Raw genomic sequence first — 21073 nt, 5'->3', positions numbered from 1 at the left:
TTTTAAAAACGAATCGTTTCACGTGTTTTCTCATATGAGGTAACAAAGCGATTGGTTACACCAGGCTCTGCCACTTCCAATGCTTGAGAAATCTTGTCAAATGAAGCGTGATAATCAAATTCTTTTTCAAAAATATCTAAAGCTTCGTTAAATGCTTCTTGAATGCGTTCATCAAATGAGCGATAGCGGTTAGAATATTGCAAGAGTTGCTCTGTTAAGGTTGCATATTGTACAATATTATAAGTTTCCATTTCTAAAGCTTCCATATCATTCGTTGCAATTTCAAGAACTCGGGTAACAGATTCAATGTTAATCATTTTCTGTTCTAACTCAACCATTAAATCCTCGGTATTATTGCTTGCCGTAAAGAATAATTTCAAGAAAGTTTGTGGAATACCTGGCAGATTGCGTTTTTCCATGTATCGCTTGATAGTATGGAGACGATTGACATAAACATTGGACTTTTGACGTGCATTGATATCATCTTTCTCAATTTGTGTCAGGCGCTCACTAACTGAAATTTGCTCATCTTCAATATCTTTTAGTTGAGTTTGTAAATCCTCAAGATTTTCTTCAAGAACTGAATAAGCTTGGGTTGGTTCTTCTTGATTTGAAGTTACCTCAACAATAGCTGCCTCAAAACTCTCTAATTCTGTCTGAATACGACGAACATGGCTTGCAGCTGTCTCAGGAAGTAAATAGGTCTTGTTCAAACGTGCAATATCTTCTCCCAATAAAGTATTATTCTCTTTCATATGTTGAAGGTAAGTTGGAAGAGTTGCAAGTAGATTCTCCACTACTTTCTGAGCAGCAATTTCTCGAGTAAAAATATCATACAAAGCATTGATTTCCTCTTGTGCCTGTCCATTCTCATATTCGGCATTATCCAATTCCAACTGGCGAATATTCTCTTGGTTTTTCTTGAATGCTTCATAAAGCAAGTGGAAACGTGCTTCAATATCCGTTTCAACAAAATGATAATTAGCATCAATTAGTTTACGATAACCGGCTTCCAAATCCTGTAATTGATCTGGCAATTCTGTAGAAAGCGTCGTAACCAAGGCTGGAACACGATCCACAATATGACTTAAGGCCAAAATGTGATTTTCTGTATTATCCAAAATCACTGCGGCTTCCACAGGGTCACCCGATGAATTCAAGGTTACAAATTGTGAAAATTCAGATTGGATATTTTCTAATTGTTTTTCAATTTCATCCAAGGCTTGACCATACTGTTCTGAATTTTCAGCAACTCTATGCTGAAGTTCCTCAAATAAATCCAAAGCATGAAGAACACGACCACTATTTTTAGATTCTTGCTTCTCTAAGTCTGCCAAAGCATTGCGAATTTCAGCAATATCTTCTTCAATCAAAGTAATTTGACTCTCAATTTGGTCAATTTGATGACTGGCCTTGAGAAAACGAAATGAATGGTTATAGCCTTCTGCTTCAAAGAGATTATTTTCAATATCGGCAAAAGAGTTGAGAGATAAATCGACCCATTTTTGATTCCATTCACGGAAAGCCACTTGACTTTGTCCAATCAAGTGCATATTTTTTACAGCTTCTACTTCATCATTTACTGGAAGATTGTATAGTTCTTCTTTTCTTTCTTCTAGCGCCTCTAATCTCCCCTCGTTTCGCTTACGTAGAAAGATTGCTACTACATAAGCCAGAACTAAAATGACTGCAATTGCAACCATTAAATAAATTAGTTGTCCATTAGACATATCAAACTCCTTTTTTACTTGAAACAATCGTAACGATTATATCATATTTTTTAGACCAAGGGAACTACTTCTCCCTATTTTTTAGACATCAAGTGTACTATAGACAGCATTTTCTTCGATAAACTCACGACGAGGCTCTACTCGATCCCCCATCAACATATCAAAGATTTTATCTGCTTCTGCAGCATCATCTACAGAAACTCTAGCCATCAAGCGATGTTCGGGATCCATGGTTGTTTCCCACAGCTGATGATCGTCCATTTCACCTAGCCCCTTATAACGCTGAATAGTCGGTTTGGTACGACCTTCACTATAACGGGCTAAAGCTTCTTGGAGTTTGATTTCTTGATCTGCACCCGGCTGGATATATTCTTTAATCTCGCTTCCAACCTTGACACCATAGATTGGTGGTTGGGCAATATAAACATAACCAGCTTCTAGGATTGGTTTCATATAACGATAAATCAAGGTTAAAAGAAGGGTACGAATATGGGCTCCATCGACATCGGCATCGGTCATCAAAACGAGTTTTTGGTAACGGGCTTTCGAAACATCAAATTCTGCGCCAAATCCTGTTCCCATGGCTGTGAAAAGACTACGAATTTCTTCGTTAGCTAGAATCTTATCCATACTTGCTTTTTCAACGTTCAAAATCTTACCGCGAATTGGAAGGATAGCCTGAAACTCACGGTTACGACCAGATTTGGCTGATCCACCAGCTGAGTCTCCTTCGACGATGAAGAGTTCTGTTTCAGCAGGATTGTTAGAAGAACAGTCTGCTAGTTTCCCTGGAAGGTTGGAAATTTCCAAACCAGATTTTTTACGAGTGACTTCACGCGCACGCTTGGCAGCCACACGAGCCTTGGCAGCCAAAATCCCTTTTTCCACGATACGCTTGGCAATCTGTGGATTTTCCATGAGGAAATCGGAGAAGGCTTCACTGAAGAGGCGATTGGTAATCTTGACCACTTCGCTATTTCCCAATTTGGTCTTGGTTTGTCCTTCAAACTGTGGATTTGGGTGTTTAACTGAGATAACTGCAGTTAATCCTTCGCGGACATCTTCCCCAGTTAAATTATCTTCATTGTCTTTCAGTAACTTATTCTTACGAGCATAATCGTTGATAACACGTGTCAAGGCTGTACGGAAACCTTGTTCATGCGTTCCACCTTCATGGGTATGAATATTATTGGCGAAACTCATGACATTTTCATGGTAACCAGTTGTGTACTGCATGGCTACCTCAACTGTGATATCATCCATCTCACCGTCTGTATAGATTGGTGTATCAAAGATTACATCCTTGTTCTCGTTGATATATTCAACGTAACTAGCAATCCCACCTTCATAATGATAATGCTTGGTTTGTTCCAAACCTTCACGCTTATCTGTAATTGAAATTTGAAGACCGCGATTTAGAAAGGCCAACTCTTGAATCCGTTTATTTAATTTATCAAAATCAAAGATTGTTGTTTCAGTGAAGATTTTTGGGTCCGGTGTGAAGTGAACCGTTGTTCCTGTTTTATCCGTATCTCCAACTATTTCAAGATCTGCGACAACATGACCACGACGGTATTCTTGGTAATGAATCTTACCATTTTTGTGAACATGAACGTCTAATTGAGTTGAAAGGGCATTAACAACTGACGACCCCACGCCGTGAAGACCACCTGAAACCTTGTATCCGCCACCGCCAAATTTTCCTCCAGCGTGAAGGACAGTAAAGACAGTCTCAACGGCAGGTCGACCTGTTTTTTCCTGAATATCGACTGGAATACCACGCCCATTATCCACAACAGTAATCGAATCATCTGGCTCAATAAAAACTTGAATATGGCTGGCAAATCCTGCCAAGGCCTCGTCAATTGAGTTATCAACAATTTCCCAGACTAGATGGTGAAGACCTTCTTTTGAGGTTGATCCAATGTACATCCCTGGACGCATACGAACAGCCTCTAAGCCCTCTAAAACTTGAATTTGACTGGCATCATAATCCTGTGCCTGCAGATTTTTGATTTCTTCTGTCATCTTATTCCTTTTTCTTACATGTCTAATACTTGTCTTAAATTCACGATACTGGTAAACAAGTGGGTATCAAGTCCTGCAGCTTGACCTGCTTCGATATCAATCGGTCGATCACCAATGACAAGACCTGAGCTAATCTGATACTTTTTTCTTAAATAAAGCACGGACTCGGGATTTGGCTTTCTCTTAAAGCCTGAGCTAGAAGTCACCACTTCTGTAAAATAAGCTGCTATAGAGGTTTTTTCTAAAATTTCCAAAACCTGATTATTTCGATGAGAGACCAAAAAATGACGGCCACCTTGATTTGAAATGTCTTCCAATAGGTCAAAAACTCCTTCAAATAAAATCGGGTGTTCAAGCTCTCTGGCTTCATTTTCCTTGTACTTTTCTAAAAAATTCTCTAAATTGGGAGCGAATGTCTCAATCGCCAAATCAGTAGAAACCTTTAAAGCTTGATAGACACTGTCATGGTCTTGTATAATGCCATACAGTGCCAATGTTTCAACAAATGCAGCTGTTGAAATTTCATAATTATCCAGTAAAGTTCCACCTAAATCCCAGATATAATCGTGATATTTCATACCCTTCATTATAGCATTTTTTTATGAAAAAAGCGATGATTTCCCTGATTTTTCCACATAAAAAACGAGAGAATAACTCCCGTTTTACTGATTTTTACCAAAGACATCTCGATAGAGCATTCCTGTTCGTAAAGTCTCTGCGTCTCCTCCTAGTTGCTCTACCAACTCGTAGGCAAAGGCAAGGGCTGTCGAGGGACCTCGACTGGTTGTCAAGTGACCATCTACCACTACTGTTTCCTTGACGTAGTGACCATCAAGGATTTGCTCTTGAACACCATCATAACAAGTGTACTGCTTGTTTTTCAATACCCCTGCTTGATTGAGGGCAATTGGTGCCGCACAAATGGCTGCTAGTTTCTTCCCTTCTTGCTCGAATCTTTGCAACTCTTGAATCAAGGCCTGATTATCGCGCAAATGTGCAGAACCAGGCATACCGCCAGGAAGAACAATCATGTCATAGTCTGATAAATCTCCATCAAAGACATGATTTGCTCTTACTTGGATTGCATGCGAACCCGTTACTTGCTTTTCAAAACCAACCATATCACAAGTAATATTTGAACGACGCAAGACATCTACAACTGTCAAAGCTTCAATTTCTTCAAAGCCCTGAGCTAACATAACTGCTACTTTTACCATGATTTTCTCCTTATTTGATTTGTTTTAATACAAGCTTTTTCCGCTTGAATGGAACTTTTCCGCTCTTTTCTTCAGCTAGATTTGTCTGGTAACTCATCGATAAAAGCAAACCAACACCAATCAGATTACTGATAATAGCCGATCCCCCTTGCGAAATGAAAGGCAGTGGAATCCCGGTCAAAGGAAGCAAGCCCGTTACAGCACCGATATTTTCAAAAATGTGGAAGAGCAACATCATAATCAAACCAGTGGAAATATAGGTGTAGAACTGGTTATTTGATTTGAGAGTAATCTTCAACATACGGTAAATCAACATGAGGTAAAGGACAATAACCAGGACAGAGCCAATAAAGCCAAAATCTTCTGCAATGACCGTGAAAATCATATCTGACTCACGAACTGGAATAAGCAGATTTGAAGTATTAAAACCTTGGCCAAATAAACCACCGCTCCCAATGGCAATCTGCCCTTGAGCCTGCTGGTAAGTCGTTGTTTGGGCAAACTCAAAGGGATTGAGCCAAGCCAAAATCCGATTGATTTGGTAGGTCGGCATTCCAATCTGGTGAAGAAAAGCTCGTCCGTCCTTGCTAATAAAGATGGCTAAGAAACCAGCAACTCCTGTTACAGCAGTCACAAATACTGGGATAATAATTTTCCAAGAAACCCCTGATAATAAAACGATTCCTGAGAAAATGGCTACAAAAACCAAAGCCGTCCCTAAGTCACTTTGAAGTGCTAAAAGAACTAGGACTGGAATAGTAAAGAGAATCATCCAAAAAATTAACAAAAAGTCCAGCGGAACCGTGCGTCTCCATTCCTTATGTTTTTTGGTAAACTGGACAATGACACGAGCCAACATGAGGATATAGGATATCTTCATAAATTCTGACGGCTGGAACAAGGTAACACCATTTACCGATACCCAGTTTTTGGCACCCGTTGATGCAACTAGGCTTGGATTATAAAAGACAATTGGCAAGACCATGAGTCCCAAGCCTAAAATATACAGAAAGGGGGTTACTTTCCAAAGAAATTCTGTATTAAAGAGCATGACCACAAAACCAATCACAAGCCCCAAGGCAATCCAGGCGACCTGCTGCCCTAAAATGGGCAGAATATTGTTTGGATAATCATGACTAACAGCTATATAGATAGCCACCACGCCAATAACCAGTAGAAAAAATACTGGCAATAGCAAACTATAATCGACTCTTGAGTCGAGAGAACGTTTCATATACACTAACCTTATACTTTCATACAATACTATTTATCAAAGTTCATTTAAAAATTTATCAACAGCTTCATCAACTTCGGATCGAGAGACGGTTTTAACAGTCGCTTCTTTTGCTAGAGAAGTCACTATTTGCTTACCATATCGTTTTCCGACAATTCTCCTATCCAAAATAAGAGTTAAAGAACGTTGGTGTTCGCGTCTCATACTTCTTCCCAAAGCCTGTTTTAAACGAATAATGGCCATTGGCAATTGATAATCATAAAAGGCATTTTTCCCTTCTTGAATTAGTTCCTGATTGATCTTTTTCGTCAAGGGCTCTTGGGGATTTTGGAAAGGAAGTCTTGGTACAACTTGAATCACAAAAGGATGACTTGAAAAATCAACTCCCTCCCAGAAACTTGCTGCACCAAGCAAGATTTGTTGTTCTCCTTTTTCAAAGCGCTTCTTTAGCTGATGAACATCCCCATTTTTATACTGAGCCAGATGGCTTACAGGAAGTATGTCTGAAACTGCTAGAAGCATATCTTTAGCGGTAAAGAGAACCAAAATCGGTTGCTGGAAAGCTTGAATTTCCACTAGTAAATCAGCTACCTCTTTGGCATAGACTTCTAAGGAAGTTTCTGTCACCAGAGGGAAATCTTTGACCAAGACCACTTCTTGGTCCTGTTTTCTACGAGCTTCAATCTTAAGAAATTTGGCTTCAGGATAGCCTAACAGGTCTGCCAAAGAAACTCTCTGACTAATCTCAAGAGTAGCCGACACTCCCAAGACTTGACAACTCTCAGGTATTAAAGAGGACAGAAGAATACGGCCAGATTTTGTAGAAGAAATCTGAATTTTCTTTTGACTCGTTTCAGTTGCTTCAAGCCAGTAATCTCGGTCAGCTGTAAAATAGCGGACCAGCTCCTCAAAGCCTTCTACTTCTAATTCTAAAAAATACTGATGGAGATTGGCTAGAGAATCTAAGATATTTTTCCTAGATTTACCAGACTGAAATTGTTCTATCAAGTAGAAGCACTCAAAGCGAATACTTTCTAGTATTCGTTGCTGGACCTTATTTTGCTCCTCCAGTAAGGCCTTATCAAGCAAATCGATAATAGACTGGATATCGTAGGTCTCTTGAAGCAGATTTTCTAAAGCCAACAAAACTTTTTGAACTTCATCGATAATCAGTAAACGGTCACTGACAAATTCAGGATTATCTTCAAGTCTGGTTACAAGATAGGCATGATTGGTCACTAAAAGCTTGCAGGTTTGTGCTCTTTCTTGACTACGTTTCCAAAAATCTTCCGTCACAAATAAGCTTTGAGATGATAAATTCCCGTCATGACGAAGATCTGTTAGAAAATGTTGGTAACGGTAGAGTTGACCAATTTCATCCAAATCCCCCGTTTCTGTCTCTGTCAGCCAGACCAAGACTTGCATTTTAAAGCGTCTAAATAAGCGATTTTCATCATTTTCCTGCAAGGAACGATAAAAGGCATCCAACTTCAAATAATTTTGAGGCCCCTTTAAACTACGAATATCTATATGGAACACTTCCTTGAGACGTTTACCTTCTTCTTCCATGATTTGATTTTGAAGAATCTTTGTCGGAACGCTAAGGACAATCTGACGATTTTCCACTTGGGACAAAGCGGGTAAGAGATAGCCATATGTTTTCCCAATTCCTGTCGGCGCTTGAATTAATGATATAGGCTCATCCTTCAATAACAAACCGACTTCTTTAGCAAAACTCTCTTGCTCCTCCCTCACTTCAAGATTCAACAGAGAAATATTTTTAGAAAAATCTTGAGATAGTTTTCGTGACTCCATGGGATCTGCAGTTTTCTTGAAATACAGTCCTTGAACTTGGACCAAATCTGAAGAACTCAGAATAGATTGGCTGCGATAAATTTCTTCAATAACCAGGTAGGACTCATATAGGAGGGCGTCAGCCATTTCCAGCAAGCGTTCCAAGAGTCCTTTAGGAAGCTGGGTCATCTTTTCCCGTAAAAAAAGAAGTAATTCTGCTGTAGCTTGGGCATCTGAAAGGGCTGTGTGTGCGTGTTTAAGAGGAATTCCTAATTCTCGGCACAATATCGGCAAACTATATTTTTCCAGTTCAGGGAAAAAGACCTGAGCCAATTCGACCGTATCAACACGAGGATTTCTTAGCTCATAACCTTCAAAAAATAAATTTTCCGCCAAAAGATTGGCATCAAACTGAACATTGTGGGCTACAAAAATCCCATCCTCTACCAAGTCAAAGATTTTTCTAGCAACTTGCGAAAAATCAGGTGCTTGCGCCAGACGTTGGTCTGTCAATCCTGTCAGTTCTTTGATATGAGCATCCAAGGGTTCATGTGGATTGACATCCGTCGTATAGTGATCAACGATTTTTCCGTCCTCAATCACGACAATTCCCACTTGGATAATTTTAGCCTTACTACCTGTGCTAGTTGCCTCTAAATCCACCACAACATAGCGATTACCAATCGTTTTCATTATAAAAAATTATACCAAAAAAAGGGCCATTTGGCACCTGCAAACATGTGATAATTTTCAAACTCAAGAAGGTTACTTGTGTTAAAAATCCCAGCAAACAGAGCATCCTAGCCTGCTGATTTTTTTGAAAATATTGGAGAATAAGAAAAATTGAGAGAAGAAATATTTGCATCTTCCTTCTCTCAACGAATCATTTACTTTATTTAACCATGTCAGGATCGTAATCATAAAATCCTGTATCAAGGAAACGGTTTTTAGGATGTAACTTGCGCACTTCTTCATCCAGCAAGAAGGCTTGGTCATGACTAAAGTTGCCCTCTTGGATCAAGCTACGCGCTTGGATAAAGAGTTTTGCAATCTCAACAAAGTTCTGACCAGGTGTATAGAGACCTTCTAATTTCCAGTGAGTAAAGCCATGCTCCACCAATTCTGTTAATTTGATCATCAAATCAAGGTCATTGTTGGCAAAGATATGGGTCCCATGATTATCTTCAAAAATGGAATAGTGGCTCTCTGGATCACTTGGCTCAGCCAAGAAGAGGTCACGTTTATGCGTCTTTTCATCATCGATATGTGTAAAGTTATAGTAGTTTTGCAAGAGTGGACGTTTAGAATGATGGATGACGCTAGCACCGTAAACCAAAACTTCAGCAGGAATTTCCAAAATCTCTGGCATTTTGAAAAGTTCAGCTGATGGAATTTCACGCGCCAAAACAGCCTCAGATGCGCCAGCCTTTTGTCCCCAGAAGTTAATCTGACGACTGCTAGTTACCATGGTTGAAGCATCGTAGATGGTCTTAAATGAATAACCATCGCGGTTAACTACGTAAAAGACGCCTGCATCCCCAATCGTAATATAGTCTGTCTTGATTTCTTCCAAGAAGTCTAAGAAAGGCTTGATACGGTCCATCATATCTTGGTGCATGAGAGCATTGACCGCAACGAGCAATTCCTTACCAGCATCATGAACCAACTTAGCGATTTCACGCAATTGGTCATGACTAAAGGTTGTTGGCAGACGAAGGCCAAAATCTTTCTCACCGACATAGATACGGTCTACGCCAGCTTCGAGTAGTTGTTCGACTTGTTCAATACTTTCAGCAGTTGCTGTAATGATAATCTTTTCCATAGGAAAAACTATACCACATTTCTAGCAAATCAGCCATGCTTTGAAAATGAAAAGGGACTTTATTCTTTTTGTAACCTTTCTGTAATAATTCTCTGCCGAAAAAATGATAAAATAGGTATGTACTGTTAAGGAGAGAATCATGCCCGTAAGAAAATTACAATCCTATGAGGTAGACTATCAAGAAGAATTAAACCAGCAACTTCCTCATTATCAAGCTTATGCACCTGAAGCACAAGCTGATAGCAATCTCAAAGAAATTTTATTTTTTGTTAATATCGCTGTTTTTTGTATCTGTATTGCTATCTTTAGTTTTATCTTTTTAGCATTAAAATTATCAACTGCTCTTGCCTTTGCCGCAGCAATCGGATCCAGCTTACTTGTTTTAAAAGTTCAACGGTCTATTATCAAACGAAAACGTAGAAAATAAATCCAAAAGAGTCTGGGACAAAAGGATTTTGATTTTAGGAATTCTTTATTATAAGTTTTTAAAATCGATAGATTAGACAAAAAAGCGAACAAAACAGAATTCTGAGTGTCAGATAACTTGTTTTGTTCGCTTTTTATATTTAAGGTTAGACTTTTGCCCCAGACTCTTTTTATTTTTTCTTTTTCGATGGTGTGTGGATGGCAATCTTCACTTCAAAGATTGTTCCCTTGGGTTTATTATCTTTAACAGTAATGGTTCCTTTAAGCGCATCTACAATTTGCTTGGCCAGAGATAATCCTAAACCGAAACCACCTTTTTGACGAGTTCTAGCCTTGTCCACTCGATAAAAACGATCAAAAATTTTCTTTTTATCTTCTGTCGAAATACCGACTCCATTATCAGAAACCAGTAAATACAGATTACGATCGGTCGCCGAGATAAGAAAATCAATTTCACCATCCTCTTCAGTATACTTGACAGCATTATCAAATAGGATAGTCATCAACTGCTTCAAGAGAAGCTGGTCTGTGACAATCGGACGATGGATACGATTTTCAAAACGGAAGACACGATCATTTTCCGAAGCAATCATCTCATAGTTTGTGAAAGTCGTATTGAAAAAACTAGTTGGAACTTCTGCAAGCTCCGGCTTAATCCCATCATCTCTCCGAGCTAAGTTCAGCAAGTTTGTCGTCAAAAAACGCATATTTCGGACTTCTTCCAAACTCGATGCAATACTTTCGCTCACATCCATAATGGTAGCTTCTGGCTTACGAAAAAGGGTCTCTAAGCGATTTTGCAAAACTGCGAGTGGAGTTCGTAACTCATGACTGGCATTTTCCACAAAGGACTGCTGCTTCTGCATGCTCTCAAGCAGGGGTCGAACACTAACCCGAGCTAGATAAAGACTTGCAAGCAAAGACAAAATCCAGAAACTTACCATCACAACGACAATCAATTGCTCATGCTTTTGACTGGCCTGCTCCAACTGACTGGTATTAATCAAGACAGCTGCATACTTGATATTGGTTGAAACCGAACTGATATTGGTTTCCATCAAAATCATGCGATAGATTTCTTCCTGCCCATAGCTATTAAAAACCTGAATCTGGTAGATATGGCCTAGTTCTTTTTTCTCTAACCTAATCTTATCCAAGCCCAAAAATCGATTTCCAGAAAGAAGTTGAGTAAAGTCCTTATCAAAGAGAATGACTTCCGTATTGGAACTGACATTAGGTTTTATTTCTACTTTACTAGCGTCCGCCCTAGCATTTTCTAAATCTTTAATCTCTTCTGTTGCCCTATTCACTGCCAGTTGAATAACTGCTTGAGGATTTTCACTCAGTCCGTGGAGTTTATCATCCACCGAAGTATAGAGACTCGAATGCATGACCTGCAAAATAATCAGAGTCATTGTAGAGAAAATCAGAGTGAAGACACCAAAGTTGCGGATAAAATAACTAAAATCATCCGCATACCATGTTTTTTTTAGTTTACTGAACATCTTTTAAAATATACCCAACACTGCGCAAGGTTTGCAAATTCTCTGCAAAAGTGGTTCCTTTTAATTTCTTACGGACTTTTGAAACATAAACTTCGACAACTGAAATCGTTGTGTCACTATCAAATCCCCATAGACGATCAAAAATCTGCGTCTTAGGCAAAATCACATTTTGATTTTGAAGGAAATAAACCAATAAATCAAACTCTTTCCCCAGTAATTCGACTGGAGTATCTTCAACCTTAACAGTATTGGTTGACAAATTAACTACAATATTTCCATAAGTCAAGGTGTTTTCATTAAACTTACCTGAACGTTTGAGAAGGGCCTGAATCCGCATTTTGAGTTCTTCTAAGTAGAAAGGTTTGGTCAGATAATCATCTGCTCCCAGTTCAAATCCATGTCCCTTGTCATCCAAACTTTCCTTGGCAGTCATGATCAGAACTGGAGTCGTAATCCCCTTTTCACGCAATTCTTTCAAGACTTGGAAGCCATTTTTTTCTGGCAACATCAAATCAAGCAAAATCAAGTCATAGACACCACTTTCAGCTTCGTAGAGACCTTCTTCTCCATCAAATACCTGCATGACATCCGCAAAATCGTCTAAAAAGTCAAATACTGAATTTGACAGGCCTAGGTCATCCTCAACCAATAAGATTTTTATCATGAGAAACTCCTCCTTATTAAAACTATTATACCAAATTTGCCTTAAAAAAAACTCAACTCTCTGCATTTTACATGAGATAGCTGAGTTTTCTTTTTATTTTAGGCTTATTTATGCATTTCCGTATTGAAGAACAACTGCTTCGACTGCAGCTTTTTCACGGCTAATCAAGTCAACACGCGCTGCAATTTCCTTGATTCCCATACCGATGTTACGGCTAAGAGCAAGGTCACAAAGTTGCGGCTCAAAGAACTCCTTGTATTCCGCCAAGCGTTGCTGAGTCTTAAATACATGAGCAGGAAGGATAACAAAGCTATCAAAGCTCATATCTCCTCCAAGGGCTGCCTTAATCCAAGCCCAGTTTTCACGCGCCCAAGACCAAGCTGTTTTCTGAGTTGCTTGATGAGCTAGGAATTGGTAATACCAAGCAGACAAGTCCTGTGGTTTGACCACAAATTTGTCCTTCCAAGAAGTAATCAAGTTTTGGATATTATCCGCATCTGTACTGTATGCAAGAGCTGCTGCCAACTGGCGTTTAAAGACAGCATCTGTTGCGTGAGTATAAGTATCAAGATAAAGTGCTAACAAGTCTTTAGTCTCATGATGTTTCATCTCATTAATCAGAACTTGTGAACGAATAGCTGCTGGGAGTCCTGCAAGATTCTCCTTGTGTGTTGCGAAGATTTGGCTAGCGACTTGACTAGCTTCTGCATCATTTGAGCGAATCATCATCGAAACAGCCAGCTGACGAACCAATTCATCCTCATCTGATTCTCCGTCTTTAGCTTCAAAACCAAGACGGTCATAGTTATGACGAGCCAATTTAGCAACCAGTCCTTTGAAGGCTGTTTCAGCATCCGTTCCTTCATCAATAAAGCGCTCAAGGGCTGAAATCACTTGAGAAACAGCTGAAACCACCAGATAAGACTCTTCCTTAGCAAGTTTATCAAGAACTGGAAGCAAGTCTGCATAAGAAATGTGCCCTGCCTCAGCCAACAAACGACGTTCTTGAACAATTTGCAGTTTGCTTGTGTTATCAAGTGTCTCTAGCTCAGCAAGAACAGCTTCTAACAAGTCTCCTTGATAGTCGGTAATATAGTGGGCAGTATTTTCAGTGTTGAGACGAAGAGCTCCTTCATTTTCAGCAAGAAGAGCTGCGTAGCCAGGGATTTCGATACTTTCAGTTTCGAGTGTATCAGGCAAGCCTTTCCAGTTGCTATTGAGGGGCACCACCCAGAGACGGTTCTTGTCTTCGTTCTCACCGATGAAGAATTGTTTTTGTGAAATCTTCAAGACATCATTTTCAACTTTGACAGTAAGAACTGGGTAACCAGGCTGTTCCAACCAAGAATCCATGAAGGCTGCGACATCACGTCCTGACGCTTGACCAAGGGCATCCCAAAGGTCACTACCAATGGTGTTGCTGTATTGGTGTTTTTCAAAGTAGGCATGCAAACCTTTAGCAAAATCAGCATCTCCTAGCCAACGGCGAAGCATGTGCATGAGACGGCTTCCTTTGGCATAGACGATAGCGCCGTCAAAGAGTGTATTGATTTCATCTGGATGTTTAACTTCGACGTGGACAGACTGAACGCCATCAGTAGCGTCACGTTCAAGAGCAAGAGGTACTCCACCTGTTTGGAAATCTTCAAAGATATTCCAGCTTGGTTCGATGGTATCCACACAGACGTATTCCATCATATTAGCAAAACTTTCATTGAGCCAAAGGTCATCCCACCATTTCATAGTCACGAGGTTCCCAAACCATTGGTGAGCCAATTCATGGGCCACAACAAGGGCAACTTGTTGACGGCTAGCAAATGTAGAGTTCTCATCGACAACCAAGTAAACTTCACGGTAGGTCACAAGACCCCAGTTTTCCATAGCACCAGCTGAGAAGTCAGGAAGGGCGATGTGGAGAGATTGAGGAATTGGGTACTTAACTCCATAGTAATCTTCGTAAAACTCGATAGAGCGAACAGCGATATCCAGTGAGAAATCAAGATTTGAAAGTGGATGTGCTTTGGTAGAGTATACACCAACGAGGGTACCATTCTTAGTTTTAGTGGTCACCCCTTGCAAATCACCAGCAACAAAGGCCAACAAGTAAGAAGACATGCGAGGTGTTGTCTCAAACTTCCAGATACCTGTTTCCTTACGGTTTTCAACATCGATTTCTGGCATGTTTGACAAGGCCAATTCACCTTCTGCTTGGTCAAAGCAAAGAGAGAGGTCAAAAGTTGCTTTGGCTTCAGGCTCATCCACACATGGGAAAGCTTCGCGCGCAAAATGGCTCTCAAACTGAGTAGACAAGACCTCCTTCTTGACTCCATCAACTGTATAATAAGAAGGGTAAATCCCTGTCATGTTGTCTGTAATTTTTCCTGAGAAAGCGATAGCCACTTCAACTTGACCAGCCTCAGCTAATTCAATATGAAGAGCTTCATTGTCATGGTCAACTGTAAATGGACGAGCTTGACCTGCAACTTCTACAGAAGCGATTTCCAAGTCTTTTTGATGAAGGGAAATGCGGTCACTCTGTGCTTGACCAGTGATGGTCACCTTCCCTGAAAACGTCTTGGTCTCACGACTCAAGTCTAAAAATAAATCGTAATGTTCAGGAACAAATTGCTTAATAAAATGTTCAACTGCTTGCATAGTTTTCTCCTATTCTAAGTTTAAGAGCTGCTGCTCTTCTTCAAACAAACTTATTATATCATATTTTGCTTGAGAAAAAAGGATTGGACGGCGATTTCCAAAACTTTCTTCCGTCTAACAGTCTACAGTGGGTAGACCTTGCGAAATTCTTCTAAAACAACCTTGCTTTCAGGTGTAAAAGTCAATCCTGCTTCACCCAAGCAGTCTCTGAAAAAATCCTCATGAACCTGGCGCCAATAGGCTAGGGATTTGTCACCTTCCCCTTCCTTAAAGGCATGATCAGCAGAAACTTGATTGAAGGGCTGGACAGAAACCTTTGTAATTTCAACAATACAGACAGCCTGATTTTGACTATCTAAAATGACATCAAAAGTTCCTTCTTGAGGAAGAGACTCGTCTTCTAGTGCATAGAGATCGTAGGCTGATGCTGTTGCAGTCTTTTCGCCTCTTAAAACCAAATCTGCTAAAAGGTCTGGTTCCACTCCAAAAGACCAAGCATCGATTTCATCTCCGATAGAAGGATTGATTTGTTTGTATTTATTCCACATTTCTTGCGGTGTCATGGGTGCTCCTTTGTAATTTTTTACTTTCTTCTTTTACACGTTCGAGGTGGTCTGGATGGTCAATCTCTAAATTAAAAATCGCTGGAATAGAACTATAGTGGATAATGCACTCAATCCCCATCTTATTCATTTTTTGTATGAAAGAAGTATTCAGATAGCCTGCTACAGCAAAATCAATCTTGTTCTTTCTTGCTTTATCCTGCATATCTCTTAGCATATCTAACATTATTGGACTTTCCATATCATGCCATTGACTGTTTCTCATAGTCGCAAAAACAAAGGAAGTCAAATCATTCATTCCAACTACAATCTTTGAAATGCCCGTTTCCAGTATACTAGATAAGTCAAAATACGCTGACGGTAATTCAATCATCGTTCCGACTTTCCCAGTAAAGCCATACTGACGCAATACTGTAATAGCTTGTTTTAATTGGTCGGCATCATTGACAAAAGGAAAGATAACAGATAGATTGGAGTTGGTTTGATAAACTTCTGTAACGACATGTGCTTCAGCCTGAAATTCATCCAAACACGCCAGTAAACGCCTAGTTCCTCTATAGCCAAACAAGGGATGCCCTTCGTCAAAAAACTCTTTAGTCCCCACTAAACAATTGGCTTCTGTATTCGTTAATTCAGTAAAACGATACCAAACTTCTTCATCTGAGTACAGGGAGCAGATAGTCTCTAGATAATCTTTTACAAATTGCTGACAACTTGCTAATATGATGTTTTGATTAAGCTCTCTCAACAAATATTCCCCACGAATCATGCCGACGTGGTGAAATAATTAGGGGTAAACTTTTTCAAGAATTTTTTCGCCACTAAGGGCAAGTTGATTTTTCATAGCCATTCACCTCGTCTTAAAAGATACAATATCATATATAATTATATCAAAATTTCCTCTAGTTCAAAAGATTCATAAGGTTCAGATAACTCATATCCTAAAAATTCTGCTACTTTTTTGGAAGCCTCATTATGAGCATCCCAAAGTGGAAACATATCTCTATTTAAACTCTCTAGAATCATTGCAGCACCAAGCTTTTTAGCAAATCCATTCCCTTGTTCGTTTGGTCTAGTTGCAACTTCCACTTCAACTGCTTTACGGTAAACTAACCCTGAGGAAATCCCAGCAATCAGTTCATTATTTTTAAGAATCACAAAGCCAAATCCACCTTTTAAAACAAAATCCTGATAGGACTCAAAATCCCCCTGTAAATCCTGTGACCATTCTTCCGTAGAAAAGCAGTTATAAATATGATTATCAATAGGCACAATATTGTAACCTTCCTCTAAATGAGTAACTAGATTATTTAAAAATTCAACTTGAAAATTTGCCTTATCTTTAAAAGAATAGCGAGTAAAAGAATTTAGCCCCACTTTTCGATGCAGAAAATCTTGCCAATTAGTATTTTCTGAAATAATAATCTTATAATCTAAACCATATTTTCTAACAAAATCTTCCCAAAATCTGGAATCCAACTCCCCTGCTAGGTATAGAAAATTCCCAACATCATAAAAGCTTGTTGTCCTATCATTGTTTCGGTAGACAGTTCCAATTTGAGATTTAAGACCATAGAGAACCATATTTTTCTTCCATGTTTTAAATAGTTCCATTATCCCTCTACTTCACCTTCCAATTCATGTAAGAAGTCTTGTCCAGTTCTGGAAATCCTAATAATTCAGACTTAACCTTCGAGACTAATGGCGATGCATTTTCTTCTGTAATCTCTTGAATATCCATCCAAATATATCCAAGTGAATCATTCGCACCATCAGACACAGCTTCCGAAGTCGTAACTTGAGGTGCACTCTCATTCATTTCAACATCATACAAGGCCATGACATGGTGAACCATAAAATTTGTTAACTCTTCTCTGACGAAAACATCGTAGATTCGAGGATTAGAGTAGCTTCTAACAGTAAATCCCGTCTCTTCCATAACTTCTCTAGTCAGCGTTTCCGTCAGTCCTTCACCAAGTTGCTGACTGCCTCCAGGTAGATCATACCGATGTTGATAAGGGCCTCTCGTTTTTTCAATGCAGAGTAACTTCCCATTTTCTAAGCAAACAGCGTAGACTCCAAAGTGTCTTTTGATTTCCATCCAAATCCTCCTACTTCAAAGACCAGCCACCATCTATTGTCAGAATTTGACCCTGCATGACAGATACCTTACCACTGGCCAAAAAGAGACTGACTTCTGCCACTTCCTCTGGTTCAATCCAGCGCTTGATTGGTGTTTCACTAGCAACCCAATCAGCCAATCCACCTGGCTCAAAATCTGCAGAGGTCATAGCTGTCTTGACTGCTCCTGGAGCGATACCAAAGACCTGAATCCCAGCTTCAGCATAGTCTAGAGCCAACTGCTTGGTAAAGCCAGCCAAGGCATGCTTAGAGGAAGTATAGGCGTGACCACCTCCACCTGCTAGGCTAGAAGCAATGGAACACATATTGATGATGATTCCCTTTTTATTTTCCAGCATTTGTGTCAAATAATAGCGAGTCAACTCAACAGGAGTCACGTAGTTAATTTCAAAAATTTCTTGAATTTCCTGCGCTGTCTGTTCCAATAGGGGTTTATAAGCATCCAAAACTCCAGCAGTATTGCACAAAACATCAACCTGAGGACACCGGTCAAAAATAGGCTCCAAGTCCAAAGTCAAATCTCTCTGTAAAAAATGGAAATCACCCTCTAAGAATGGATTTTCACCTTGGTCAACTCCGTAAACTTGATAGCTATTCTCTAAAAAGAGGCGAGCTTGAGCCAGACCAATCCCTGAACTCACTCCTGTAATGAGTACACGTTTAGCCATGCACTTCTACCCAATCTGTCGCCAAAACATCACAAGGTGTCGGACTCCACATGGAAAAACCTTCTCCTTCTCCAGACACGTTGATTAGGAAATAAGGTGTCACTTCAAGTGCAAGCCCATTTTGCTCGATGGTATCAAAGAGTTGGACATAGTTTTCCGCACCTCCCCAACCAGTTCGTACATATTTTTTCTTAGCCTTTAATCCAGGCAGGATCTCTTCAAATGTCATGTTTTTCTCCTTTAATATCTAACATTCTTTCCTTCATTATAACAAAAAAACCGCTTTAAAACGGCTTTTTGAATGTGATTTATTTACATCTGCTTCTACTTACGGCAAATTATTCCCTGCTGCAAGATAAATTTCATACCATTCTTTTCTTGTTAAGCTAAAGTTTGCCGCTTGGCTAACTTCTCTCAAGTGCTTAGGATTTGTTGTACCTACGACTGCCTGCATTTTTGCTGGGTAGCGTAACACCCAAGCGATAGCAATAGCTGATGGGCTCACACTGTATTTTAATGCTAGTCGATTTAGGACTTGGTTTAGTTGTTGGAACTTCTCATTTCCAACAAAATTCCCTTTAAAATACCCGAACTGCAAGACTGACCATGCTTGAATGACCACATCGTGTAATTGGCAATATTCAAAAATGCTGCCATCTCGCATAGCTGCTTGACTATCTTCCATATTAACATGAAAAGCTGATTCGAATCCTGGAGTAAAAGCCGCACTCAATTGTAGCTGATTAACAGCTAACGGCTGCTTAACATCTTTTTTAAGCAACTCCATCATCATAGGATTTTGATTAGAAACTCCAAAATCTCGAACCTTACCTTGTTTATAAAGGAGATCAAAGGCTTCTGCTACTGGGTCAGATTCCATCAAAGCATCTGGTCGATGAAGAAGCAAGCTATCTAGATGATCAATCTTCAATCTTTGCAAAATACCGTCAACTGATTTTATAATATAGTCCTTAGAAAAATCAAAATAGGTAAATTCTTCAATGCGAATGCCACATTTGGACTGAATCCACATCTTTTCTCTTAAATCTGGACGATTTTTTAGGACAAGACCTAACAGTTCTTCACAACGACCACGACCATATATATCAGCCAAGTCAAAAGCATTGATTCCAACAGAAAGTGCTGTTTCTACAAGCTCTTCAACTTCTTTGACAGACTTATCTTTTATTCTCATCATTCCGAAAACAATTTCTGATAATTCTTTGTCATCTTGACCAAGAGTTATGTATCTCATCAAATTTTTCTCCTTTAATTTCTAACATTCTTTCCTTCATTATAACAAAAAACCGCTTTGCAACGGCTTTTTGGCTATATTTCACTCCATTTTATCTTCTTAAACCCACGGAACAAGAAAAAAATGCCAATAAAAAGAACAGCTAAAGGAATAATCTTTGTGAGGAAAACATTTGAAATGCCCATCCACTCATAATAACGGAGCAGAGAACCCACCACAAGATGGGCAACAATCATACTGACAAAGGGACGAAAGACAGCTTCTTTCCAATTCCAAATACTGATGACTAGAGAAAGCGTAAAGACAAGGAAACTATCCCAGGGAGCAGGAAGATAAAATGCTCCTTCTTGTACAAAACTTCCTATTCCTACATATCCCAGAACAACTAGAAGGACAAGAATCCCAACGACAATATAGGTGCCAATTTTCATTTTAGGAGAATCTTGGACTAAGCCCCAACGTAAGATTGTGGCCACAAGTCCAAATCCAATCAGAAAAAGAAGAAGTTGCCCTAAAAAAGTAAGCAAATTGACTGTTAAGAGAGGACCTTTAGAAAAATCACCCAGTAGATGATAGTAACGTAATACCACTAGGACAAAAATTGGTGTTAAAAGGGACTCCTTGATAGAACTGTGTGGTGCTTCCTTGAGAATCTCTTTCATTATTTTTTTAGGATTCTTACCTAAATAATCCTCTGCACTCATGCCATCTCGTTCTGCTTCTGAGAAATCTAGCATCATCAAATAGATCTGCTCTCTGAGATAGTCTTCATCATAGAGAAATCCAGCAAGATTAAAACTATCCCACAGTTCCTCAAAATACTGCTGATTGTCCTCAGAAAACTCATGCAACAAATTGTTTGTTTCTTCATAATACTTCATTTTCTTCATGGTTTAACCCCCATTCTTAATCCCTTCTACTTTTTGACTCAAATCGTCCCATTGTTGCCAAAAGACCGAGACACGCTCTTCTCCTTCTTTGGTTAACGAAAAATACTTCCGATCTGGACCATCTGGCGACGGGCGCATGTCGCCTCTTATCCATTGATTTTTTTCTAGCTTTTGCAACAAAGGATAAATAGTTCCTGGAACGATAGTATCAAATTCAGCCTCTCGCAAAGTCTGAACCAACTCATAACCATACCGCTCTTTTTGACCAATCATATCCAAGACACAACCTTCAAGAACACCTTTTAACAGTTGAGTTTCTTTCATCCCTTCTCCCTTCTAATCTATTTTGTAATACCTACTAGTAGCTTCAGCTATAGTATACCACTTCCACACTAGTTTGTAAAGCATAATAGTTAATACTCTTCGAAAATCTCTTCAAACCACGTCAGCGTCGCCTTAGGGTATATATGTGACTGACTT

19 protein-coding genes and 1 pseudogene are annotated in these 21073 nt (G+C 39.4%); 1 reads left to right on the top strand and 19 read right to left on the bottom strand.

Annotated elements, in window-relative coordinates; genetic code table 11:
- Nucleotides 1-2: 2 nt before the first annotated feature.
- The 7 genes from ezrA to HT688_RS10020 all read right to left on the bottom strand — a co-directional run bounded on the left by ezrA (nucleotide 3) and on the right by HT688_RS10020 (nucleotide 9825).
- On the bottom strand, nucleotides 3-1730 hold the full coding sequence (gene ezrA / locus HT688_RS10050; RefSeq protein WP_000064834.1) for a septation ring formation regulator EzrA: 1728 nt from the start codon (nucleotides 1728-1730) through the stop codon (nucleotides 3-5).
- An 81-nt stretch (nucleotides 1731-1811) separates the two neighbouring features.
- Nucleotides 1812-3758, bottom strand: a complete 1947-nt coding sequence (gene gyrB, locus HT688_RS10045) for a DNA topoisomerase (ATP-hydrolyzing) subunit B (RefSeq protein ID WP_050208456.1) — start codon at nucleotides 3756-3758, stop codon at nucleotides 1812-1814.
- A gap of 14 nt (nucleotides 3759-3772) precedes the next feature.
- Entirely contained in the window at nucleotides 3773-4336 is a 564-nt protein-coding gene (locus HT688_RS10040) for an HAD family hydrolase (RefSeq protein WP_031222428.1), read from the bottom strand.
- 84 nt (nucleotides 4337-4420) lie between these two features.
- Entirely contained in the window at nucleotides 4421-4975 is a 555-nt protein-coding gene (locus tag HT688_RS10035; protein ID WP_023938224.1) for a DJ-1 family glyoxalase III, read from the bottom strand.
- A 10-nt stretch (nucleotides 4976-4985) separates the two neighbouring features.
- Nucleotides 4986-6209: an FtsW/RodA/SpoVE family cell cycle protein gene (locus tag HT688_RS10030; protein WP_050208451.1), complete on the bottom strand. Its 1224-nt coding sequence runs from the start codon at nucleotides 6207-6209 to the stop codon at nucleotides 4986-4988.
- 36 nt (nucleotides 6210-6245) lie between these two features.
- The gene (locus tag HT688_RS10025; protein WP_101514450.1) at nucleotides 6246-8696 is read right to left on the bottom strand and encodes a bifunctional DnaQ family exonuclease/ATP-dependent helicase; all 2451 of its coding nucleotides are present in this window, start codon (nucleotides 8694-8696) and stop codon (nucleotides 6246-6248) included.
- Between the two features lie 199 nt (nucleotides 8697-8895).
- Nucleotides 8896-9825, bottom strand: a complete 930-nt coding sequence (locus tag HT688_RS10020) for a peptidase U32 family protein (protein WP_050223418.1) — start codon at nucleotides 9823-9825, stop codon at nucleotides 8896-8898.
- Nucleotides 9826-9964: 139 nt separating this feature from the next.
- On the opposite strand from HT688_RS10020, the gene HT688_RS10015 reads away from it, so the two are divergent.
- Entirely contained in the window at nucleotides 9965-10252 is a 288-nt protein-coding gene (locus tag HT688_RS10015) for a DUF3270 domain-containing protein (protein ID WP_023933508.1), read from the top strand.
- 169 nt (nucleotides 10253-10421) lie between these two features.
- Here HT688_RS10015 and ciaH read toward each other — a convergent pair whose 3' ends face one another.
- The 12 genes and pseudogenes from ciaH to HT688_RS09955 all read right to left on the bottom strand — a co-directional run bounded on the left by ciaH (nucleotide 10422) and on the right by HT688_RS09955 (nucleotide 20917).
- Entirely contained in the window at nucleotides 10422-11756 is a 1335-nt protein-coding gene (gene ciaH, locus HT688_RS10010) for a two-component system sensor histidine kinase CiaH (protein ID WP_023938233.1), read from the bottom strand.
- Complete coding sequence (ciaR, locus tag HT688_RS10005; RefSeq protein ID WP_000590639.1) at nucleotides 11746-12420, bottom strand: two-component system response regulator CiaR; 675 nt, start codon at nucleotides 12418-12420, stop codon at nucleotides 11746-11748. Before ciaR ends, ciaH begins: the two co-directional genes overlap by 11 nt.
- 108 nt (nucleotides 12421-12528) lie before the next feature.
- Nucleotides 12529-15075, bottom strand: a complete 2547-nt coding sequence (locus tag HT688_RS10000) for a M1 family metallopeptidase (RefSeq protein WP_172923755.1) — start codon at nucleotides 15073-15075, stop codon at nucleotides 12529-12531.
- Between the two features lie 122 nt (nucleotides 15076-15197).
- Nucleotides 15198-15638: an ASCH domain-containing protein gene (locus tag HT688_RS09995; protein WP_023938236.1), complete on the bottom strand. Its 441-nt coding sequence runs from the start codon at nucleotides 15636-15638 to the stop codon at nucleotides 15198-15200.
- Nucleotides 15613-16482 (bottom strand): annotated as a pseudogene (locus HT688_RS09990) (putative PEP-binding protein). Before HT688_RS09990 ends, HT688_RS09995 begins: the two are co-directional and overlap by 26 nt.
- A 41-nt stretch (nucleotides 16483-16523) precedes the next feature.
- Nucleotides 16524-17252, bottom strand: a complete 729-nt coding sequence (locus HT688_RS09985; protein WP_100104028.1) for a GNAT family N-acetyltransferase — start codon at nucleotides 17250-17252, stop codon at nucleotides 16524-16526.
- Between the two features lie 7 nt (nucleotides 17253-17259).
- Nucleotides 17260-17739 carry an NUDIX hydrolase gene (locus HT688_RS09980; RefSeq protein WP_000403937.1) on the bottom strand — a complete coding sequence of 160 codons (480 nt, stop codon included), beginning with the start codon at nucleotides 17737-17739 and terminating at the stop codon, nucleotides 17260-17262.
- 10 nt (nucleotides 17740-17749) lie between these two features.
- Entirely contained in the window at nucleotides 17750-18448 is a 699-nt protein-coding gene (locus HT688_RS09975; RefSeq protein WP_172923753.1) for a 3-oxoacyl-ACP reductase, read from the bottom strand.
- Complete coding sequence (locus HT688_RS09970; protein ID WP_172923752.1) at nucleotides 18441-18677, bottom strand: DUF2829 domain-containing protein; 237 nt, start codon at nucleotides 18675-18677, stop codon at nucleotides 18441-18443. Before HT688_RS09970 ends, HT688_RS09975 begins: the two co-directional genes overlap by 8 nt.
- Before the next feature lie 99 nt (nucleotides 18678-18776).
- Complete coding sequence (locus HT688_RS09965; protein WP_172923751.1) at nucleotides 18777-19703, bottom strand: aldo/keto reductase; 927 nt, start codon at nucleotides 19701-19703, stop codon at nucleotides 18777-18779.
- A gap of 74 nt (nucleotides 19704-19777) precedes the next feature.
- Complete coding sequence (locus tag HT688_RS09960) at nucleotides 19778-20593, bottom strand: hypothetical protein (RefSeq protein ID WP_101514548.1); 816 nt, start codon at nucleotides 20591-20593, stop codon at nucleotides 19778-19780.
- A gap of 3 nt (nucleotides 20594-20596) precedes the next feature.
- Nucleotides 20597-20917, bottom strand: coding sequence for a PadR family transcriptional regulator (locus tag HT688_RS09955; protein ID WP_000665417.1), 321 nt, complete (start codon nucleotides 20915-20917; stop codon nucleotides 20597-20599).
- Nucleotides 20918-21073: the final 156 nt, after the last annotated feature.

The organism is Streptococcus sp. 1559 (assembly GCF_013276735.1).
In the GTDB taxonomy this organism is placed as follows: Bacteria; Bacillota; Bacilli; order Lactobacillales; family Streptococcaceae; genus Streptococcus; species Streptococcus pseudopneumoniae.
The sequence above is the reverse complement of the archived record's forward strand: the minus strand, read 5'-3'. Positions and strand labels throughout refer to the sequence as shown.